This window comes from Paranoxybacillus vitaminiphilus (genome assembly GCF_003259935.1).
Classification (GTDB): domain Bacteria; phylum Bacillota; class Bacilli; order Bacillales; family Anoxybacillaceae; genus Paranoxybacillus; species Paranoxybacillus vitaminiphilus.
On sequence record NZ_QLMH01000012.1, the window covers coordinates 1 to 16006 of the forward strand.

At 40.2% G+C, this 16006-nt stretch carries 17 protein-coding genes and 2 pseudogenes; 16 read left to right on the forward strand and 3 right to left on the reverse strand.

All coding sequences use genetic code 11. The annotated features are described in order from the left end of the window. Positions 1–182: 182 nt before the first annotated feature. The 11 genes and pseudogenes from B0I26_RS18095 to B0I26_RS12840 all read left to right on the forward strand — a co-directional run bounded on the left by B0I26_RS18095 (position 183) and on the right by B0I26_RS12840 (position 9502). Positions 183–1607: a DNRLRE domain-containing protein gene (locus tag B0I26_RS18095; protein ID WP_146612809.1), complete on the forward strand. Its 1425-nt coding sequence runs from the start codon at positions 183–185 to the stop codon at positions 1605–1607. Continuing rightward, a complete protein-coding gene (locus B0I26_RS12795) occupies positions 1567–4503 on the forward strand; it encodes an RHS repeat-associated core domain-containing protein (RefSeq protein WP_146612810.1) in 2937 nt (978 codons plus the stop codon). The genes B0I26_RS18095 and B0I26_RS12795 overlap by 41 nt, the downstream gene beginning before the upstream one ends. A 28-nt stretch (positions 4504–4531) precedes the next feature. Then, complete coding sequence (locus B0I26_RS12800) at positions 4532–4990, forward strand: hypothetical protein (protein WP_111645823.1); 459 nt, start codon at positions 4532–4534, stop codon at positions 4988–4990. Positions 4991–5547: 557 nt separating this feature from the next. Then, positions 5548–6555 (forward strand): RHS repeat-associated core domain-containing protein, encoded by a 1008-nt coding sequence (locus tag B0I26_RS12810; protein ID WP_409991435.1) that lies wholly within the window; start codon positions 5548–5550, stop codon positions 6553–6555. A gap of 56 nt (positions 6556–6611) precedes the next feature. Beyond that, on the forward strand, positions 6612–6974 hold the full coding sequence (locus B0I26_RS12815) for a YxiJ-like family protein (RefSeq protein ID WP_111645825.1): 363 nt from the start codon (positions 6612–6614) through the stop codon (positions 6972–6974). 100 nt (positions 6975–7074) lie between these two features. Continuing rightward, positions 7075–7359 (forward strand): annotated as a pseudogene (locus tag B0I26_RS19020) (RHS repeat-associated core domain-containing protein); the annotation flags it as partial. Between the two features lie 101 nt (positions 7360–7460). Next, the gene (locus B0I26_RS18660) at positions 7461–7652 is read left to right on the forward strand and encodes a hypothetical protein (protein ID WP_245934791.1); all 192 of its coding nucleotides are present in this window, start codon (positions 7461–7463) and stop codon (positions 7650–7652) included. 4 nt (positions 7653–7656) lie between these two features. Continuing rightward, positions 7657–7911: a hypothetical protein gene (locus B0I26_RS12825; protein WP_111645826.1), complete on the forward strand. Its 255-nt coding sequence runs from the start codon at positions 7657–7659 to the stop codon at positions 7909–7911. 251 nt (positions 7912–8162) lie between these two features. Next, a complete protein-coding gene (locus B0I26_RS12830; RefSeq protein ID WP_111645827.1) occupies positions 8163–8438 on the forward strand; it encodes a hypothetical protein in 276 nt (91 codons plus the stop codon). A 3-nt stretch (positions 8439–8441) separates the two neighbouring features. Continuing rightward, positions 8442–9065, forward strand: coding sequence for a polymorphic toxin type 35 domain-containing protein (locus B0I26_RS12835; protein ID WP_281268709.1), 624 nt, complete (start codon positions 8442–8444; stop codon positions 9063–9065). Positions 9066–9067: 2 nt separating this feature from the next. Further along, positions 9068–9502 (forward strand): hypothetical protein, encoded by a 435-nt coding sequence (locus B0I26_RS12840; RefSeq protein WP_111645829.1) that lies wholly within the window; start codon positions 9068–9070, stop codon positions 9500–9502. Positions 9503–9824: 322 nt separating this feature from the next. On the opposite strand, the pseudogene B0I26_RS19025 reads toward B0I26_RS12840, so the two are convergent. Then, positions 9825–10016 (reverse strand): annotated as a pseudogene (locus B0I26_RS19025) (helix-turn-helix domain-containing protein). Positions 10017–10212: 196 nt separating this feature from the next. Between B0I26_RS19025 and B0I26_RS18875 the strand changes: the two are divergent. The 3 genes from B0I26_RS18875 (at position 10213) to B0I26_RS18880 (ending at position 11934) form a co-directional block, all read left to right on the forward strand. Next, positions 10213–10935, forward strand: coding sequence for an RHS repeat-associated core domain-containing protein (locus B0I26_RS18875; protein ID WP_146612811.1), 723 nt, complete (start codon positions 10213–10215; stop codon positions 10933–10935). Positions 10936–11097: 162 nt separating this feature from the next. After that, positions 11098–11736, forward strand: a complete 639-nt coding sequence (locus tag B0I26_RS18475; protein WP_220084982.1) for an immunity protein Imm33 domain-containing protein — start codon at positions 11098–11100, stop codon at positions 11734–11736. Between the two features lie 18 nt (positions 11737–11754). Next, complete coding sequence (locus B0I26_RS18880) at positions 11755–11934, forward strand: Imm32 family immunity protein (protein ID WP_111645830.1); 180 nt, start codon at positions 11755–11757, stop codon at positions 11932–11934. Between the two features lie 414 nt (positions 11935–12348). Here B0I26_RS18880 and B0I26_RS12875 read toward each other — a convergent pair whose 3' ends face one another. Continuing rightward, complete coding sequence (locus tag B0I26_RS12875) at positions 12349–12888, reverse strand: transcription repressor NadR (protein ID WP_111645831.1); 540 nt, start codon at positions 12886–12888, stop codon at positions 12349–12351. Further along, entirely contained in the window at positions 12885–13331 is a 447-nt protein-coding gene (locus B0I26_RS12880; protein ID WP_111645832.1) for a PLP-dependent aminotransferase family protein, read from the reverse strand. Before B0I26_RS12880 ends, B0I26_RS12875 begins: the two co-directional genes overlap by 4 nt. Positions 13332–13536: 205 nt before the next feature. Here B0I26_RS12880 and safA point away from each other — a divergent pair, with 205 nt between their 5' ends. Both safA and B0I26_RS12890 read left to right on the forward strand, forming a co-directional pair. Further along, complete coding sequence (gene safA / locus B0I26_RS12885; protein ID WP_111645833.1) at positions 13537–14934, forward strand: SafA/ExsA family spore coat assembly protein; 1398 nt, start codon at positions 13537–13539, stop codon at positions 14932–14934. Positions 14935–15014: 80 nt separating this feature from the next. Beyond that, entirely contained in the window at positions 15015–15974 is a 960-nt protein-coding gene (locus tag B0I26_RS12890) for an aminoglycoside phosphotransferase (protein ID WP_111645834.1), read from the forward strand. Positions 15975–16006: the final 32 nt, after the last annotated feature.

A 16006-nucleotide genomic window follows, 5' to 3' on the forward strand; every position in this document is an offset into this window, starting at 1 on the left:
AACAATTACGATACCAGAGTTTTCGCTTTTTTTATACCTATACATGGAAAAATATTCATTTTTATATTAACAACCCCAAGTTATGGTGATGAACCTATTAGAAGGAGGAATGAATACTTTTTTCCAGCACTTGTTTACTTGAAATCTATTTTATTCTTAATCAGCTAGAGAGGGGACATCTTATGAGAAAAAGGAAACGAAGAGTATACTCATTCATTTCTTACTTACTTGCTTTTACGATGACTTTTTCGACTCTCACTCCTTTTGCGGAGGCGGAGGAAAACACCCCTTCATCTGCTAACGTTCCTCAAGCAGAAACAACAGAAGGGGATGCGACCGTCACACCGAATGTGACAGAAAATGGTGGAGACAACCCTTCCACCACAGAGAATGTCGAACATACTGAGGACACCTCTACTTCTACTCCTGCCGAGACCTCTGAAGTAGAACCTGTGACCTCCTCGAATACAGAACAAGAGCCTGCCTCTTCTTATGCTCCTTATCCAAAAGAAAAGGAAGTAAAATCCCTTCGCACGGAGACGGCAAAGGTATATGAAAATTCGGATGGAACATATACCGCGGAAGTGTTCACGGAACCGATTCACTTCAAACAAAACGGCCAATGGGTCAACATTGATAATACATTGGTAGAAAATCAACAACAAGAATTGGAAAATAAAGCGAACCGGTTTAAAGTCAAATTTCCGAAAAAGCCAAAACAAAACGAACAAGCAAAACTATTTACCTACGAAATCGCTGGACATAAAGTGACAGTGGAATTGTCTGATGATTCTTCTACTAAACCAAAAGCGTATAAGGGAACCGTCGATGTAGCAGGGACGTTCAAAAAGAATCGTGCGCAATATAAACACCTCTACCCTGGCGTAACGTTTGACTATGTATTAGACGGCACGAAAGTAAAGGAAAATATCATTCTTGATTCCTATCAAGGGAAAAATACGTTTGAGTTTCATATCAAAGCGCAAGGATTAAAAGCCGAGAAAAAAGAGTCTGGAGTTATTGAATTTACAGATGTCAAAACAGGGAAGTTTTTATTTTACATCCAGCGTCCGTTTATGTATGATTCATCGAAGGAAGGCAATGTTTCGGAACAAGTGACTCAAGAGATTACTCCTGTCGATGATGGGTTTATCTTAACGGTCACGGCTGATGAGTCCTATTTAACCGATCCGAAGCGTGTGTATCCAGTCGTGATTGACCCGTGGATTGATGTGTTCCAAGCACAAGATACGTTTGTGGCGAGCGGAACGTCCAGCAATTACGGCAACTTAAATTACTTGTCGGTCGGGAAAGACCCGACACTTGGCAAAACGCGGACCTATCTAAAATGGACCTTGCCCCCGATCCCAAATGCAAAAGTCACAGGGGCAAGCGTTGGTGTGTACCAGTATGTTCCTAACTCCTCCACACCAGCCGGACCATCCATTTCCTTACATCAGGTCACAAGCGCATTTAACGCATCTATCATCAATTGGAGCACACAGCCAAGCTTTGATCCAACTCCGGTCTCCACCAAATCAGAAACAAAAGCCGGATATAACTATTTTGCTGTTTCGGAGTTACTACTATCAAGATGTACCGATTAACACGACGTTAGCGGACAAGACCTATACCGTAGCTGGATATATAAAAACGACAAATGTAACGGGGGCAGGAGCGCGAATTCGCGTTTATTTTAAGGATGTGAATAATCAGTATATCAAAGATCAAGCAGGGAATACGATTGTATACGGAAGTCCTTACGTGACAGGAACAAGAGACTGGATGCCAATTTCTTATTCCTTTACTGCCCCAAGTAATACCGCCTACATTCATATCGAATGTATCTTCACAGGAGCGGGAACAGCTTATTTTGATGGCATTCAGTTAGATCAAGGGGCTATCGTAACCGAGTACGCTTCGAATGAAAACGTCAGTATGGAAGCCGGAAGCGGAACGACGCTTGACAATTGGACATTAAATGCGTTTGGTACAGGGGATGGCAGAACGACCGAGCAGGCAAAAGCCGGACAATATTCGGTGAAAATCACTGGTTTAAGCAGTGCGAGTCGTTATGTCGGACAACAAGTGTCCATCAGCGGGAAAAAAGATGATCCGCTCACGTTATCCGGTTGGGCGTATGTGAAAAATCCAAATACTTCTGGCGAGTTTTCGTTGCAGCTATCGTTCGTCTATACGGATGGGACAACTGGAACGTTTACGATTCCGTTCAACAAAACATTAACGGATCAGTGGCAGTTTGTGAAAAAGACGTTCCGAGCGGCGAAAGATTTTAACCAAGCGAAAATTTATGGAGTCTATAACAACCAAGCCGGAACGGTGTATTTTGATAACATTAAACTCGAAGAAAAAGCTTCCACATCGACGACAACGTATAGTGCCGACGGAAACTTTGTCACTTCGGAAACCGATGAATTGAATCAAACCACGTCATACAGTTACGACGCAAATGGAAATCAAACATCGGTGACAACGCCAGGCGGACGAAACACGACGTACACTTATACTTATTTGGACCAACTGAAATCTGTTACACTTGTCGATCCATCCGGGCAACAAAGCATTACGACATCATATATGTACGATACGCAAGGAAACTTGAAAACACGGATCGATCCAAGAAATAACGTCACGACGTTCGATTATAACGCGATCAACTTGTTGACGCTGGAACAAGACCCATTAGGAAAATTCATTCGATACGATTATGATAATGCTGGAAACCTTCAAAAAGTGGAGCAAGGAAAAGGTACGACCGTTCTTGCGAAGCAGGAATTCAAATATGACAATAAGAATCAATTAACCGAAAAATGGGTCAACGGCCAGAAAGTCGCTTCGTATACGTACGATTATGCAGGAAACGTGACGAGCATTGATGCGAACGGCCAAACGTACTTGTACACTTATGACGCCTACAACCGCTTGAAAACGTCCCAAGAACCGAGCGGGTACCAGTTGCAAAACAACTACGTAACAGATGCGAACAGTCCATCGAATGGGTTGCGCAGTTCCTATGTGGAAACAACCGGTGGAAATTCGTATACAACGACATTTGGATACGACATCTTGCAGCGTTTATCGTTCATTCAAGTGCCGACGGGCCAAACGACTGAGTTTTACTACAATGAAAAAGGCCTGCCCATCCGTACAAGTTTGAAAAATAGTGCTAATACGTCTTCCTTCAATGTTTATTCATCCTATGATGATGGGGGGAGATTAGCCGCCCAGCGTGTTATCGGCGGCGACGCGTTGGATTTGACATACGGGTACGATGCGGATAGCAATATCGTGACGTACTTCGACGGCACCCATACACATACGTACACGTACGATTTCGCCAACCGTTTGAAGTCATGGACGTATCAAGGCAACACGGTTCAATACGACTATGACGCGTCCGGGAACTTGAAAAATCCGCACGGCAAGACGCTGACGTTTAATGCGGCCAACGAAATCGAAGGGTTCACATATGATGACGCCGGCAATCTTCTCGAGGACGACCGCTACCAATACACATGGGACGGAGAAGGACGCCTGCTTTCAGTCAAAGACGTAAACGGCAACATAATCGCCAGCTTCACGTATCGCCCAGATGGACTGAGAGAAACGAAAACGGTGAATGGCGTGACATACCATTATCACTATGACGGCTCGGACTTAATCCGCATCACAGGTGACAGCGGTCAAACGATATGGGCGTTCACATGGGCGAATGGCAAGCCAAACACGGTCACAAACCAAAACGGTAACACGTTCTACTATGTGACGAACTACCGCGGCGATGTTATCCGCATTGTCGACGAAAACGGAACGACGGTCGCGAATTATAGCTATGATCCGTGGGGAAAAGTGCTTTCGGTTTCGGAAAATGCGGCCGTGGCTGGACAGCCGCTAGGATATGCAGGATATTATTATGATAGGGAAACGAAGCTGCACTACCTACAGGCAAGGTATTACGATCCAGAGACGGCGAGGTTTCTTTCGAGAGATCCAGATCCGGGAGATTTAGATAATCCACTTTCACAAAATGCGTATATTTACACAGAAAATAATCCAGTTATGTACACTGATCCCAATGGTTATAGTAATAAATGGTATGATTTGGGGCAAGGCTGGAAGGCAAGAATTGATAGTGCGAAAGGCAGTACTCAAAAACATGTACACCTTTATGGACCAAAAGGCCAGCATTATTCTCAAAATGCAGACGGCTCTATTCACGATAAGCATAAAAATAGTAGTGGTGAGCCACCTAAATGGGTTAAAAAGGTGTTAAAGCAAAAAACAAAATGGGACTGGGATGCAAACGCTAAAAAATATGAAAAAAAACAAAAAGAAAAAAAAGCAAAGGATGCTGCCAAAAAAGCAGCAAAAGTTGGTGCAGCAGCTGGTGCAGGGTATATTGTATATAGAGGAGTAAGGATGGCGCCTTCTCTATTGCCACCATTATGGCCGACTTTGCCAGCCAACTTGGTTATACCATAAAAATTACATCAGCAAGGAGGAATATGTGGTGAAATATTACACTTTTGAGCTCTGGGGCGATCAATCCCCGGAGGCGGAGAAGCAATGGCTAAGGAACGATAAAGCCTATTATGAGAGGGTAAAATTTTTAAAAAAAAGAATATCTGATGAAGCGTATAAAATTCTCGTTGAAAAAGGATTTCATGACTATACTCTTAACGAATTTAAAGTGATTCAAGAAGGATATGATTTTAGAAAATGGAAAATAAAAGTTGAAATGGTCGTTACCAATGAAATAGAGACATGGAAAATAAAAGTTGAAAATGTAAAAAAAATATTTATTAATCATAATGGTACATCTGATGATACAGGATTTGATGATTGGGGATATGAGGAACTTCTTGATGTAGATGAAAGTACTTTGTCTTTTGAAATATTATTTGCCTCAGGTTCAACCATATTGTTGCATTTTCCTAATAATAATATTTTTGTAAAACAAATAAAGTAGTGCTATCTAGTCGAATTAGTTTTAGTGGATCTAGTCATTAACTAATCGCTAGGCAACTTGCTAGATTAAAAGATAGCTGCTTTGCAATCATATGAAATTGCCTTAAGAGAGCACATTTGCTCCTTCTTAAGGCTTTTTTTATAAATTTAAAGAAGAAATTGGATATATACATACAATGCAGAGAGCCAGATTGAAACGTATAATTGTAAATTAGCCCATTATTTTAGGCTGATTTTTTCAAATAATCGTGACGCAGGAAGATTAACGAGTTAGCATGTTGTCGGTATAGAAAATGCGTTGGATCTTCGCTATACATACGATGTGGATGGAAATATTGTAACGTGCTTTGATGGTGCAGATTCATATACGTACGATTTCGCCAACCGTTTGAAGTCATGGACGTATTAAGGCAATACGGTTCAATACGACTATGACGCGTCTGGGAACTTGAAAAATCCGCACAGCAAGACGCTGACGTTTAATGCGGCCAATGAAATCGAAGGGTTCACATATGATGACGCCGGGAACCTCCTTAAGGACGACCGCTACCAATACACATGGGACGGAGAAGGACGCCTGCTTTCAGTCAAAGACGTAAACGGCAACACGGTCGTCAGCTTCACGTATCGCCCAGATGGACTGAGAGAAACGAAAACGGTCATGGTGTCACGTACCATTATCACTATGATGGTCCGCACTTAATCCGCATCACAGATGACAGCGGTCAAACGATATGGGCGTTTACATGGGTGAATGGGAAACCGAACACGGTCACGAATTCAAATGGTGACACGTTCTATTATGTGACGAACTACCGCGGTGATGTCGTACGTATTGTCAATGAAAATGGCGCAACAGTAGCTTCCTACAGCTATGACCCATGGGGCAAAGTCCTGTCTGTTTCCGAAGATGCTGCGGTCGCTGGACAACCATTTGGGTATGCAGGGTATTATTATGATAAAGAAACCAAACTGTACTACCTCCAAGCGCGGTATTACGATCCGGAGACGGCGAGGTTTATTTCAAGGGATCCAGATCCAGGAGATAAAGATGATCCAATCACCCAAAACGGATATACGTATGCAAACAACAATCCGGTGATGATGGTGGATCCGGATGGGCACTGGGCTTGGTTGGCGATCAATGCGGCGTTTGCAGCTTATGATGGGTATAAGGCTTTTAAAAGAGGTGGTTGGAAGGCTGCGGCGATTGCGGCAGGTGTGGGGCTTGTTGGAGGAGCTGCATTTAAAGCATTTCGAGCAGCACAAGTAGCAAAGGGTCCCGCACGGTATTGGTATAAAGGTACCTTTAAAAATAGTATAGAATCGCTAGCATATCATCATAACAAACATGTGATTAGAAAAGGACGCTCCTATAGTCCAGAAAGATACACAAAACTAGCGAGAGCATTCTATCGTTCAAATAAACATTTGCGAGAAGAAGTGACACTATCTACAGGCAAAAAAGGATATAGGATTAAGAAAGGAAAGGTTGGAGGTTATTATACCAAAAGAGGGAAAATAGTGACATTTTGGCATAACGGTTGGAAACTCAAGAAAAAGTAGAAATATGAATATTATCATTTTTAACATAGTTAAAGAGAGAAAGAGGTGAACAATTTATGAAGGTTAATCACGATGTAATATTAGAGCTTGAAAAAATGAGTATATTATTAAACAATGATTTTCCCTTAGAAGATATAGAAAGAATTGAAGATACCATTCTTAAAGATAATGATAAATACTGTTTGACAGGGGACTTTGACAGCTTTTGTTCATTAATAAGTGGAAGTTTAAGTTATGTCCTTGCTCATAAAAAGATACCTAGGTATCAAAGAAAATTGTTGTATAAAGATTTTTTTGCTTTGTATCCTTATTACGAACCTTTAAGGAAACATTTAGAAAAATTCCCCCATTTTTCTGAAGAATTAAAAGTTCATGAAAGGGTTCGGGAATTACTTTTAGAAGTCGTTAAATCATACTAAGGTTTAATATTTCTATACTTTAATTTTTTCATTAATATTTGTTGAAATTTAAAGAATTTGAAAGAGGGTGTCCCAAAAATGATCATTTTTGGGACACCCTGTTTATTACCTGATCGCCCGTTATTACCACCCAGAGCATGGCGTGTTCCTTTCTTTGGATCCAGACCCAGGGGATGCGGATGATATCCTCACGCAGAACGGATATACGTATGCGAACAACAATCTGGTGATGTTGGTGGATCCGGATGGGCATTGGGTCTGGCTGGCCATCAATGCAGGGTTTGTGGTTTATGACTCGTATAGGTATACAAGTCAGGAAAAGGATGGAAAGGTGTCGCGGCTGCGGCGGCGTTCGGTTTTGTTGGGGGAGGCAAATTTAAACTTGTTAAAAATATCGGAAAACATGTTAAATATGTTAAGTATAAGAAAAGGAAAGCTGTTGCAGGTAAAATTACAGGTTACAGAAAACATGGGTTAGCTCAAGCTATGGCAAGAGATGGAGGAAGAGGAGTTTCTCCAAAGGCGATTTTAGATGCTGTAAGGAATCCAGTCAAAGTAGTTAAACAATCTGAAGGAAAAGTCAAGTATGTCGGGAAGTATGCAGTAGTAGTGCTAAACAAGCATGGTAAAGTTGTAACTACTTATGCCAAGGGGTCGAAAGGGATAAGGAGGAGATAGATAAATGTTGAACAAAATTAATAGTGAGATGTTGGATTTACTACGCCAATGTTTGGCAACCAATAGACCTGATCTTCTTTGGGTAGTAGATAGTGAAGAAATAGTTAGTATAGATGAACAACTAGGAAACGAACTAAGGGAGGCAGTAGCCGATGAACTTATAAGAATAGGTCTAAAAAACAACGATGAACCAAATGATCTAGGGAAGAAATTAGAAGAACTTATTGATCAGATAGGTAGATTATTTTTTTTAATTTAGATGATAATAGTAGAGACTTGGGAGAAGTACTATCTCCAAAGGCAATTTTTTTATTATTAAAACTTTGAACTTTTATTAAAATTAAATGAGGTGAAAGGTTTTACTACTTTGAAGCAGGAAACCTTCGCAAAAATGATAAATACATCTACGAGTGAGACGGAGAAGGCCGCCTGCTTACCGTCAAAGACTTAAACGGCAATACCATCGCCAGCTTCACGTACCATCCAGACGGCTTGCGGAAAACGAAAACGGTGAATGACGTCACGTACCATTACCACTATGACGGCTCGAACTTAATCCGTATCACCGATGATAACGGACAAACGGTGTGGGCGTTTACGTGGAATGATGGTGAACCTGTTAGCCTAACGAATCGAAATGGCGAAACATTCTTTTATATCACGAATCATCGCGGAGACGTTGTTCGAATTGTAGATGAAAACGGAACACCGGTAGCTTCATACAGTTATGATCCGTGGGGAAAACCTCTTTCTCCGGAGCCAACGGACGCTCGGATTGCAGGGTAGCCAATTCGCTATGCGGGATACGTATATGACGTTGAAACGCAATTGTATTATTTACAAGCAAGATATTATGATCCCGAAACAGCAAGGTTTCTTTCAAGAGACCCTGTCATTGGTACGGAAGATCTTCCGCTTACACAGAACCCGTACATTTACGCAGTAGATAATCCGGTGATGATGACCGACCCAGATGGTCAACATCCTTTAGTTGTTGCGGTCATTGTAGTGGGCGGACGTCAGGTTGTTATCTATTATGCGAAGAAGCAGATTAAGAAAAAAGCCTATAAGCTTGTTAGAAAGCAAGTTAAGAAGAAAGTTAAGGGTACGGGTAAAGTTAAGCTATTGCCTTCTTCTAAAGTACATGATGCAATAGGGAAACTTAACAGTAATCAGATAAAGCATATTATAAATGGAAGTAAAAAATCTAATCATCAATGGGAAAAACTTGTGCCTGATAAGAATTGGGGGAAAATAAAAGAAATTATCATCGATGTAATGCATAATGGTGCAGATATACCTTATAAATCTGTTTCTTCTAGAGTTAAAATGGTTAATGGACAATTGGTACAGGTGACATACAAAAAACTACCTGATGGAACAATAAGAATATCTGATGCGTGGGTGAAATAACTATGAAGGAAAAGATAAAGCAATTAATAACATCGGGTGATTTTCAAAAAGCAATAGAATATATTGAGAATGAAGATAGAAATATTTTAGAGCAAGTTGTTCTTGAATTAGGATTTGATGAAGAGAGTATAAGTGCTTATTCATTTGTCTGTTATTTGATAAATAATAATGAGACTGCATATTATCATTACTTAGCTTCAGAGTTATTAAGTACTGCATTGTGCCATTTACCAGACGCTTACGCAAGTGCATTATACCATGCTAAAAGAGCAGTTGAATTAAGCCCTGAAGATGTTAGCTTGAAAGAACATTTGTTGTTATTCCATGACATTCCAGAAAAGTTAATTAGTAAAGAAGAAGCTAAAGCAATTGCTCAAGAAATATTAAAGATAATGCCAAATAGCGAAGCTGCAAAAAATGTGTTACACAATGCATAAATTTAAAGACCTTGAAAGAGTATTATGACTCTTTCAAGGTCTTTTTTATAGGGTGTGTAGTGCCGAATAACTCCCTTTGTAGTACAACATATACAAATAACCCTTGAAACTCCTGCATGATAATTTTTAGAATTGCCTTGTACGCACAGGATGAGTTTGAAAAAGATGTCCAATTTTATAATTTTCATCAACAATAAACAGCTGAGAAATCATCAGTTATCGCCGTTTTTATCTCCAAAAACCTTACCTTTGTTTTCTCAGCGTTTAAAAAATTTTTTTCGAAACTTTTCTGCCTCTTATTCCGATTACTATAGCGAGAGAATTACTCTACCTCGATTAACTTCTGATCTAACACTTTACATATTTTTTTAATGTTGAGGGGTAGATTCTGTTTACTTGGTCTGAACAAAGATGGATGATGATGTTCGAGCGTAGCCCTGTAAGTCGAGCCAGTTCACGCTGAGAAATCCCACGTTCTTTACAGAATTTCTTTCAGTTTGATTTTAATTGGTATGATGCATCCCTTCCTCTGTTTGTATTACTTATACGATATATGAGAAAATTGTATCGGTAAAGGGATTGATTGTATTGGTTAAGCCGCCCAATACGAATGGGACGGAGAAGGAAGACTGCTTGCGGTAAAAGACTTAAGCGGAAACATAATCGCCAGCTTCACGTACCATCCAAACGGCTTGCGGAAAACGAAAACGGTGAATGACGTCACGTACCATTACCACTATGACGGCTCCGACTTAATCCGTATCACCGATGATAACGGACAAACGGTGTGGGCGTTTACGTGGAACGATGGTGAACCAGTTAGCCTAACAAATCGAAATGGCGAAACATTCTTTTATATCACGAATCATCGCGGAGACGTTGTCCGTATCGTGGATGAAAGTGGGACGACGGTAGCTTCATACAGTTATGATCCGTGGGGAAAATCTCTTTCTCCGGAACCAACGGACGCTCGGATTGTGGGACAGCCAATTCGCTATGCGGGATACGTATATGACATAGAAACACAGCTGTATTATTTACAGGCGAGATATTATGATCCAGAAACGGCGCGGTTTCTATCGAGGGATCCGGAAATTGGTCACGAAGATTTGCCGTTGACGCAAAATGCATATGTTTATGCAACAGATAACCCTATTATGTTCACGGATCCGGATGGGAATAATCCGTATTTAATTTATCTAGCTGTACAAATAGGTGGTAGGTTAGCTATTAAATATATTGCTAAAAAAGGTGCGAAGAAAGTTTTTAAGAAAGTCACTAAAAAACAGATTAAAAAGAGAGTTGCAGGAGCAAATACCTTAAAACCTGGACCGTATGCGAGCAAATCTATTAAAGCTAAAGGTAAAGGAAGAAAGTTTTCTAAAGCGGAACGTGATAAGATAGGATATAAGTTGTCACTCTTGTGGTTCTAAAAATCCTGGTACAAAGAGAGGGAATTTTATTCCAAACCATCAACCACCAAGTGCATTAGTAAGAGATGGGACACCACAAAGGCTATATTCACATTGTAAAACATGTAGTTCGATACAAGGTGGAACAATAAGTGCAATTAAGCGGAAAGGATGGAGTCCGTAATGGTATATAGAGGAATAACTATCAATAAGGATTCGAATTATATTATTACTCAAGGGTTGTCACAGGTGATGGGAAAAGAATTTAAAATTTCCACTCAACGCTGGACAAGCGAAGATTATTTACGTGTAATTAGATATTTAATCGATTATGTTTTGGACTATCAACCAATTATTAAAGGGGAACAAACGATTTCATATCACTCTTGGCTGTTAAAATTCAAACAAGTAACTAATTTATATTATGAGATTTGGGAAGCTAATAGTGAGGGAAATGGTTTCACTAAAGGGGTTGATTACTCTATAAAGGTTATTAAAGAGCAAGAAAACTTGTGCAAGCAATACGGAGTATCTCCGATTTTTCCAACTTTCAATCAAAATATTGTCATATCTAAGGGAGTTTATGAAGGTTTAGGGGTTGACGCTGTAAGATATCCTTCTCCCGAATATATGACTGGTTGGTGGATTACAACGGAGTTATATGATGACAATATTGATTCTTTAATGAATGTTCACTACTTTCATGTTGCTTTTAAAAGACCCGATTTAATTAAATATCTTGCCCTGCCTTATGGATTTAGATTCTATATAACAGAGCAAGAAAAAGAAATTTGGTTTGATAAAGAAGTGTTAGAAGAATGAGATGGAGAAAAACTTGAAATTCATGCAAATGAAAAAGGTTTGAGATACTTAAAAGAACAAATTGAAATACTTTTAGAACACAAACAAGGAATTCATTTGATGACACCAAGTTGGGGAGGAGAGGTGTTAACAGAAGAAAAGCAAGGAAAGGACAATACTCTAATACATCATGTGAAGATTTTTCACTGGGGCGATTAATTGTATCAAGCCTTGAGAAAGTATTTTCTTTCTCAAGGTTCTTTTTTATGAAGTGTAGTGCAGAATAAACTGCTAATTATACAACCTAAACACAACGAATAAGAGATGGATACAGCCCTGCCTACCAAGAAGATGAAATTAAAGCGTATTGTCGGGTACAAGAATACACTCTCTTAGATTAGGGTGCCAGGCACGTGTCGAAGTATTAGGAAGTTATCCATATTATGTGAATGAACCTCTCCCACCTACACGTTGTTTAGAGGTGGGAGATTTCTCGGTGAACATGTTGAATAAAAATCTTTGCGAACCAATCGTAAGGATTTTTAACTTATCTAAAACGCATAAGTCCAACGTCATCTACTCGCAAAAGAGATTTTGAAAGTTACTGCTAGACATTTATGCTTCTTTACGTCTTTACGATTCGATTAAAAAGCCTGCTTTTTTCAACGCATCGCAAGCAGCATCAAGCTTAGCGATGGAGTTGGCTTCTAATGTGTGAAGGTGTGTTCCATCGGTTAATTGCAGTAAATACGCTGATTTCGTTTCTTCAATTTTTTTAATAAACTGCTCGGCTTCTTGGCGGTTGCTTACCATAACAGAAGCGGTTAAATCGCCGTACACGGGGTGCTCAATTGTTACATCTTTTACAGTGACTCCGTGGTCGACAATTAATTGCAATTCTTCAAGTGTCTCTTCAGGAGTGTGATAGCAAGCAACGACCCGCGTATACGTTTGTTCTTGAGGTTGTGTCTGTAAATATAAATATCCTTGGCTTGTAGCGATAATTGGTTCGTTGCGGGCCTTCAGCAACGAAATATCCTGAACAATGACCTGCCTGCTTACATTTGTTTTCATAGCTAACTCTGCGCCTGTAAGGGGCTTTTGGCTTTCTTTCAGCCACTCTAAAATCAGCTGTCTTCTTTCCTCACCAAGAATTTTCTTCTCGTCTTTCATTCTTTTTCAGCACTCCTTTCTTTTGAAAATTGGCTGCAAATGTTCTTGAGCACAGAGATTACAGTTTCCATATCGTTTGCCGTTGTCCATTTGCCGAGAGAAATTCTAACAAATTGTTTTGCCACTTCATTGTTTTTTCCAATCGCGGTCATAGTCCTTGAGGGAGCTTGTTTGCCTACTTGACACGCGCTTCCAGTTAAAATCACACTTTTATGTCGATTGCATTCGAGCATCGTACAATAACTTTCAACGCTAGAAACAGCCACCCCGATAATGAACATTTCTTTGACATCTACATGTATTTTACCAAACGTTTGCACACAGTCACTATGAAATCGTACACGATGTTTTCGTAAAATTTGTCTCATCTTATAAATCAATTGAATTGTGCTGATTTCAGAATTCACATAGCGAATCGAAGCGAGAATGATTTTTGGCGCTATTGCTTTTTTCTAAACAAGACAGTGAAGAGGTAGAAAAAGGAGAAATTCATCGTCTAGAGGAGACAGAACTTTTTCTTGCGCCAGTCCTCATAATTTTTTATCATAAATTCATTTTTTGCATCATAAGTTGTGTTGAAGAATGATTGTGACAACTAGCCGAAGCTCAAATAGAACATATGGACTTTTTGTATAGGAGGGGAACCGAGTGAAAATCCATATTGTCCAAAAAGGGGATACCCTTTGGAAGATTGCACAAAAATACGGGGTCGATTTTGAACAATTAAAGAAAATGAATGCTCACTTAAGCAACCCGGATATGATTATGCCCGGCATGAAAATTAAAGTGCCATCCGAAGGGGTGCCTCTAAAAAAAGAGATACAAAAGAAGGAAGCGAATATAAATATTGCTCCAAAGAAAGAGATGCCAAAAAAGGAAGTACCAAAGCAGGAACACCCATTTGCCGAGCAGAAGCCGTTTATTTCCTTTGATATAGAGGCAGAAATGGTCACCGAGCCCACAAAAGAAAATGTGGTCCCTCAAATAAAAGAGAATATCGTTCCAACAAAAATAAAGGAAATACCGAAGGAAGAGCCGAAAGCTCCGATAGCGAAAATAGCTCCGAAGGACATACCGAAACCGATTGCGAAGGAAATTCCAAAAATGGATGATAAGGAAAATATAAAGACAATCGAAAAAGCGGTCCATGTTTCACCGCTCACTAATACGGTGGCGCCTTTTACGCCGCAAGTAAATGTAAATATGCCTAATGTCATGCCAAATATGCCAAATATACCAAACATTCCACAAAAACCGGCTAATATTTTGCCGGAAATTATGAAGCAGGAGCCGGACTTGGAAAGCCCGATGGAAGACAAAGACGTAAAGGAGCCAAGTATGGAGCAACCGCCGGAAATGCCGAAAATGCCATATATACCACCGCTGCCGCAAAATATTTTCGCCCAGCAGCCAATGCAGGTGCCACAACAGCCATGTGTGCCTGTCACTCCAGTCATGCCGGGATATGGATTTCACTATGAGCCGCCTGTAATGGCACCAACTGGTTATCAGCCAATGTATCCTAATCAGCCAGTGGCTATGCCGGGGATGGACGAAAGCGTGGGCGAATCAATCGAGTATATGCCGGAAATGCCAAATGTACCGCCGAATCTGGCTGAAGCGGACGTAAATAAGAAAGCGGTAGAGAATGTGTATCCAACAAGCCATATTCCACCGATGCCACAAGAAATTCCGGTTCAGATGCATCCGTATGCAAACTGCGTTCCAGTTACTCCGGTTATGCCCGGCTATGGCTTTCATGCACCGATTTATTACCAGCCTTATGTACCAGTGACTCCTTATAGTTATAGTCAATCAATGCCGCAAGCTTATCCAATGATGATGCAGCCAACACCAGGAATTTTTCCGGGACAGCAAGCAGCAATGCCGATGCAGCCAACGCCGGGAACTTTCCCGGGACAGCAAGCGCCAACATCAATGATGTATCATCCAGCGCAGGCACAAGCTCCATATTATCCAGTATCAAGTCCACCGTTTTTTATGATGCGGGAGCACGGAGAAAGCAGTGAGTATGAAAACTGGTGAGATGAGACAGTTCGAAAAGCAAAGTGTCAGACCTGACATATAGGACAATGCCTAAAAATACGATATACGATAGTTTGCACATGAGATCAGACTGGTATGAGCCAGCCTTCTTCCTTTTAAAAAAAGAATACGGATTCCAAGTAGAAAAAATTACTTTCATTAAACGGAATGTCTGGCTTATTGATACGACTGAAGGGATATACGTACTAAAAGGATATTCTTCTTTCAGGCAGGCAGCATTGCAAGTGATATTTATGAAGTCACTGAAACAAATGGAGTTTCAAGCTGTCCCTTGCTTAAGAACGAACACACTAAGGAGCGGAGTGGTTTATTTCCATTCCCTTTATTGGATTTTGCAAGACTATATCGCAACCCAAACTCCATTTTGTTTCACTTCTTTGCAAGACCGGAGCGATGGACTGAACTTGCTTGAACAGTATCATCATTATTCGGGGCGATTATTGGAACATCCATTTTTGTGCCTGTATTTGCCGCGTTACCAGCTTTATGAGAAATGGATTCAACGTTATGAAAGACTTCTTTATTTTTTGCCTTTTATAAGACGAAAAATACATGCCGAAAAAGTGGGGTTTATCTTATCTTCAGCACATCTTTCCTTAAAAAATTTAGCCCGTTTTTACCATTCATTCACCGAGGAAAACGACTCGATTATTCATGGTGATGTCGCTTCTCATAATTTTTTACGGACAGATGATAAGAAGCTTTATTTAATTGATTATGATTTGCTCGCTGTCGCACCAAAAAGCATTGATTATTTACAATATGCCAACCGAATTTTGCCGTTTTTGGAATGGTCATTTACTGAGTTGCAAAAATTGCCGCAAATAAACGAACAGCTCACGAAAAAATGGTTTTTAAGCGCGCTTATGTTTCCTGCCGATCTTTTGCGTGAATGGAATGCCGCACTGACAAAATATTCATCTGAATCCCGCTTTTTAATAAAAGCCGTCGAATATACGAATTCACAATTTGAAAGCCGCAAACAGTTTGTCGAAGAAATTTATCATATGGTAAGATAACATATATGTGATTTTTGGCGAAAGGGAGTTAG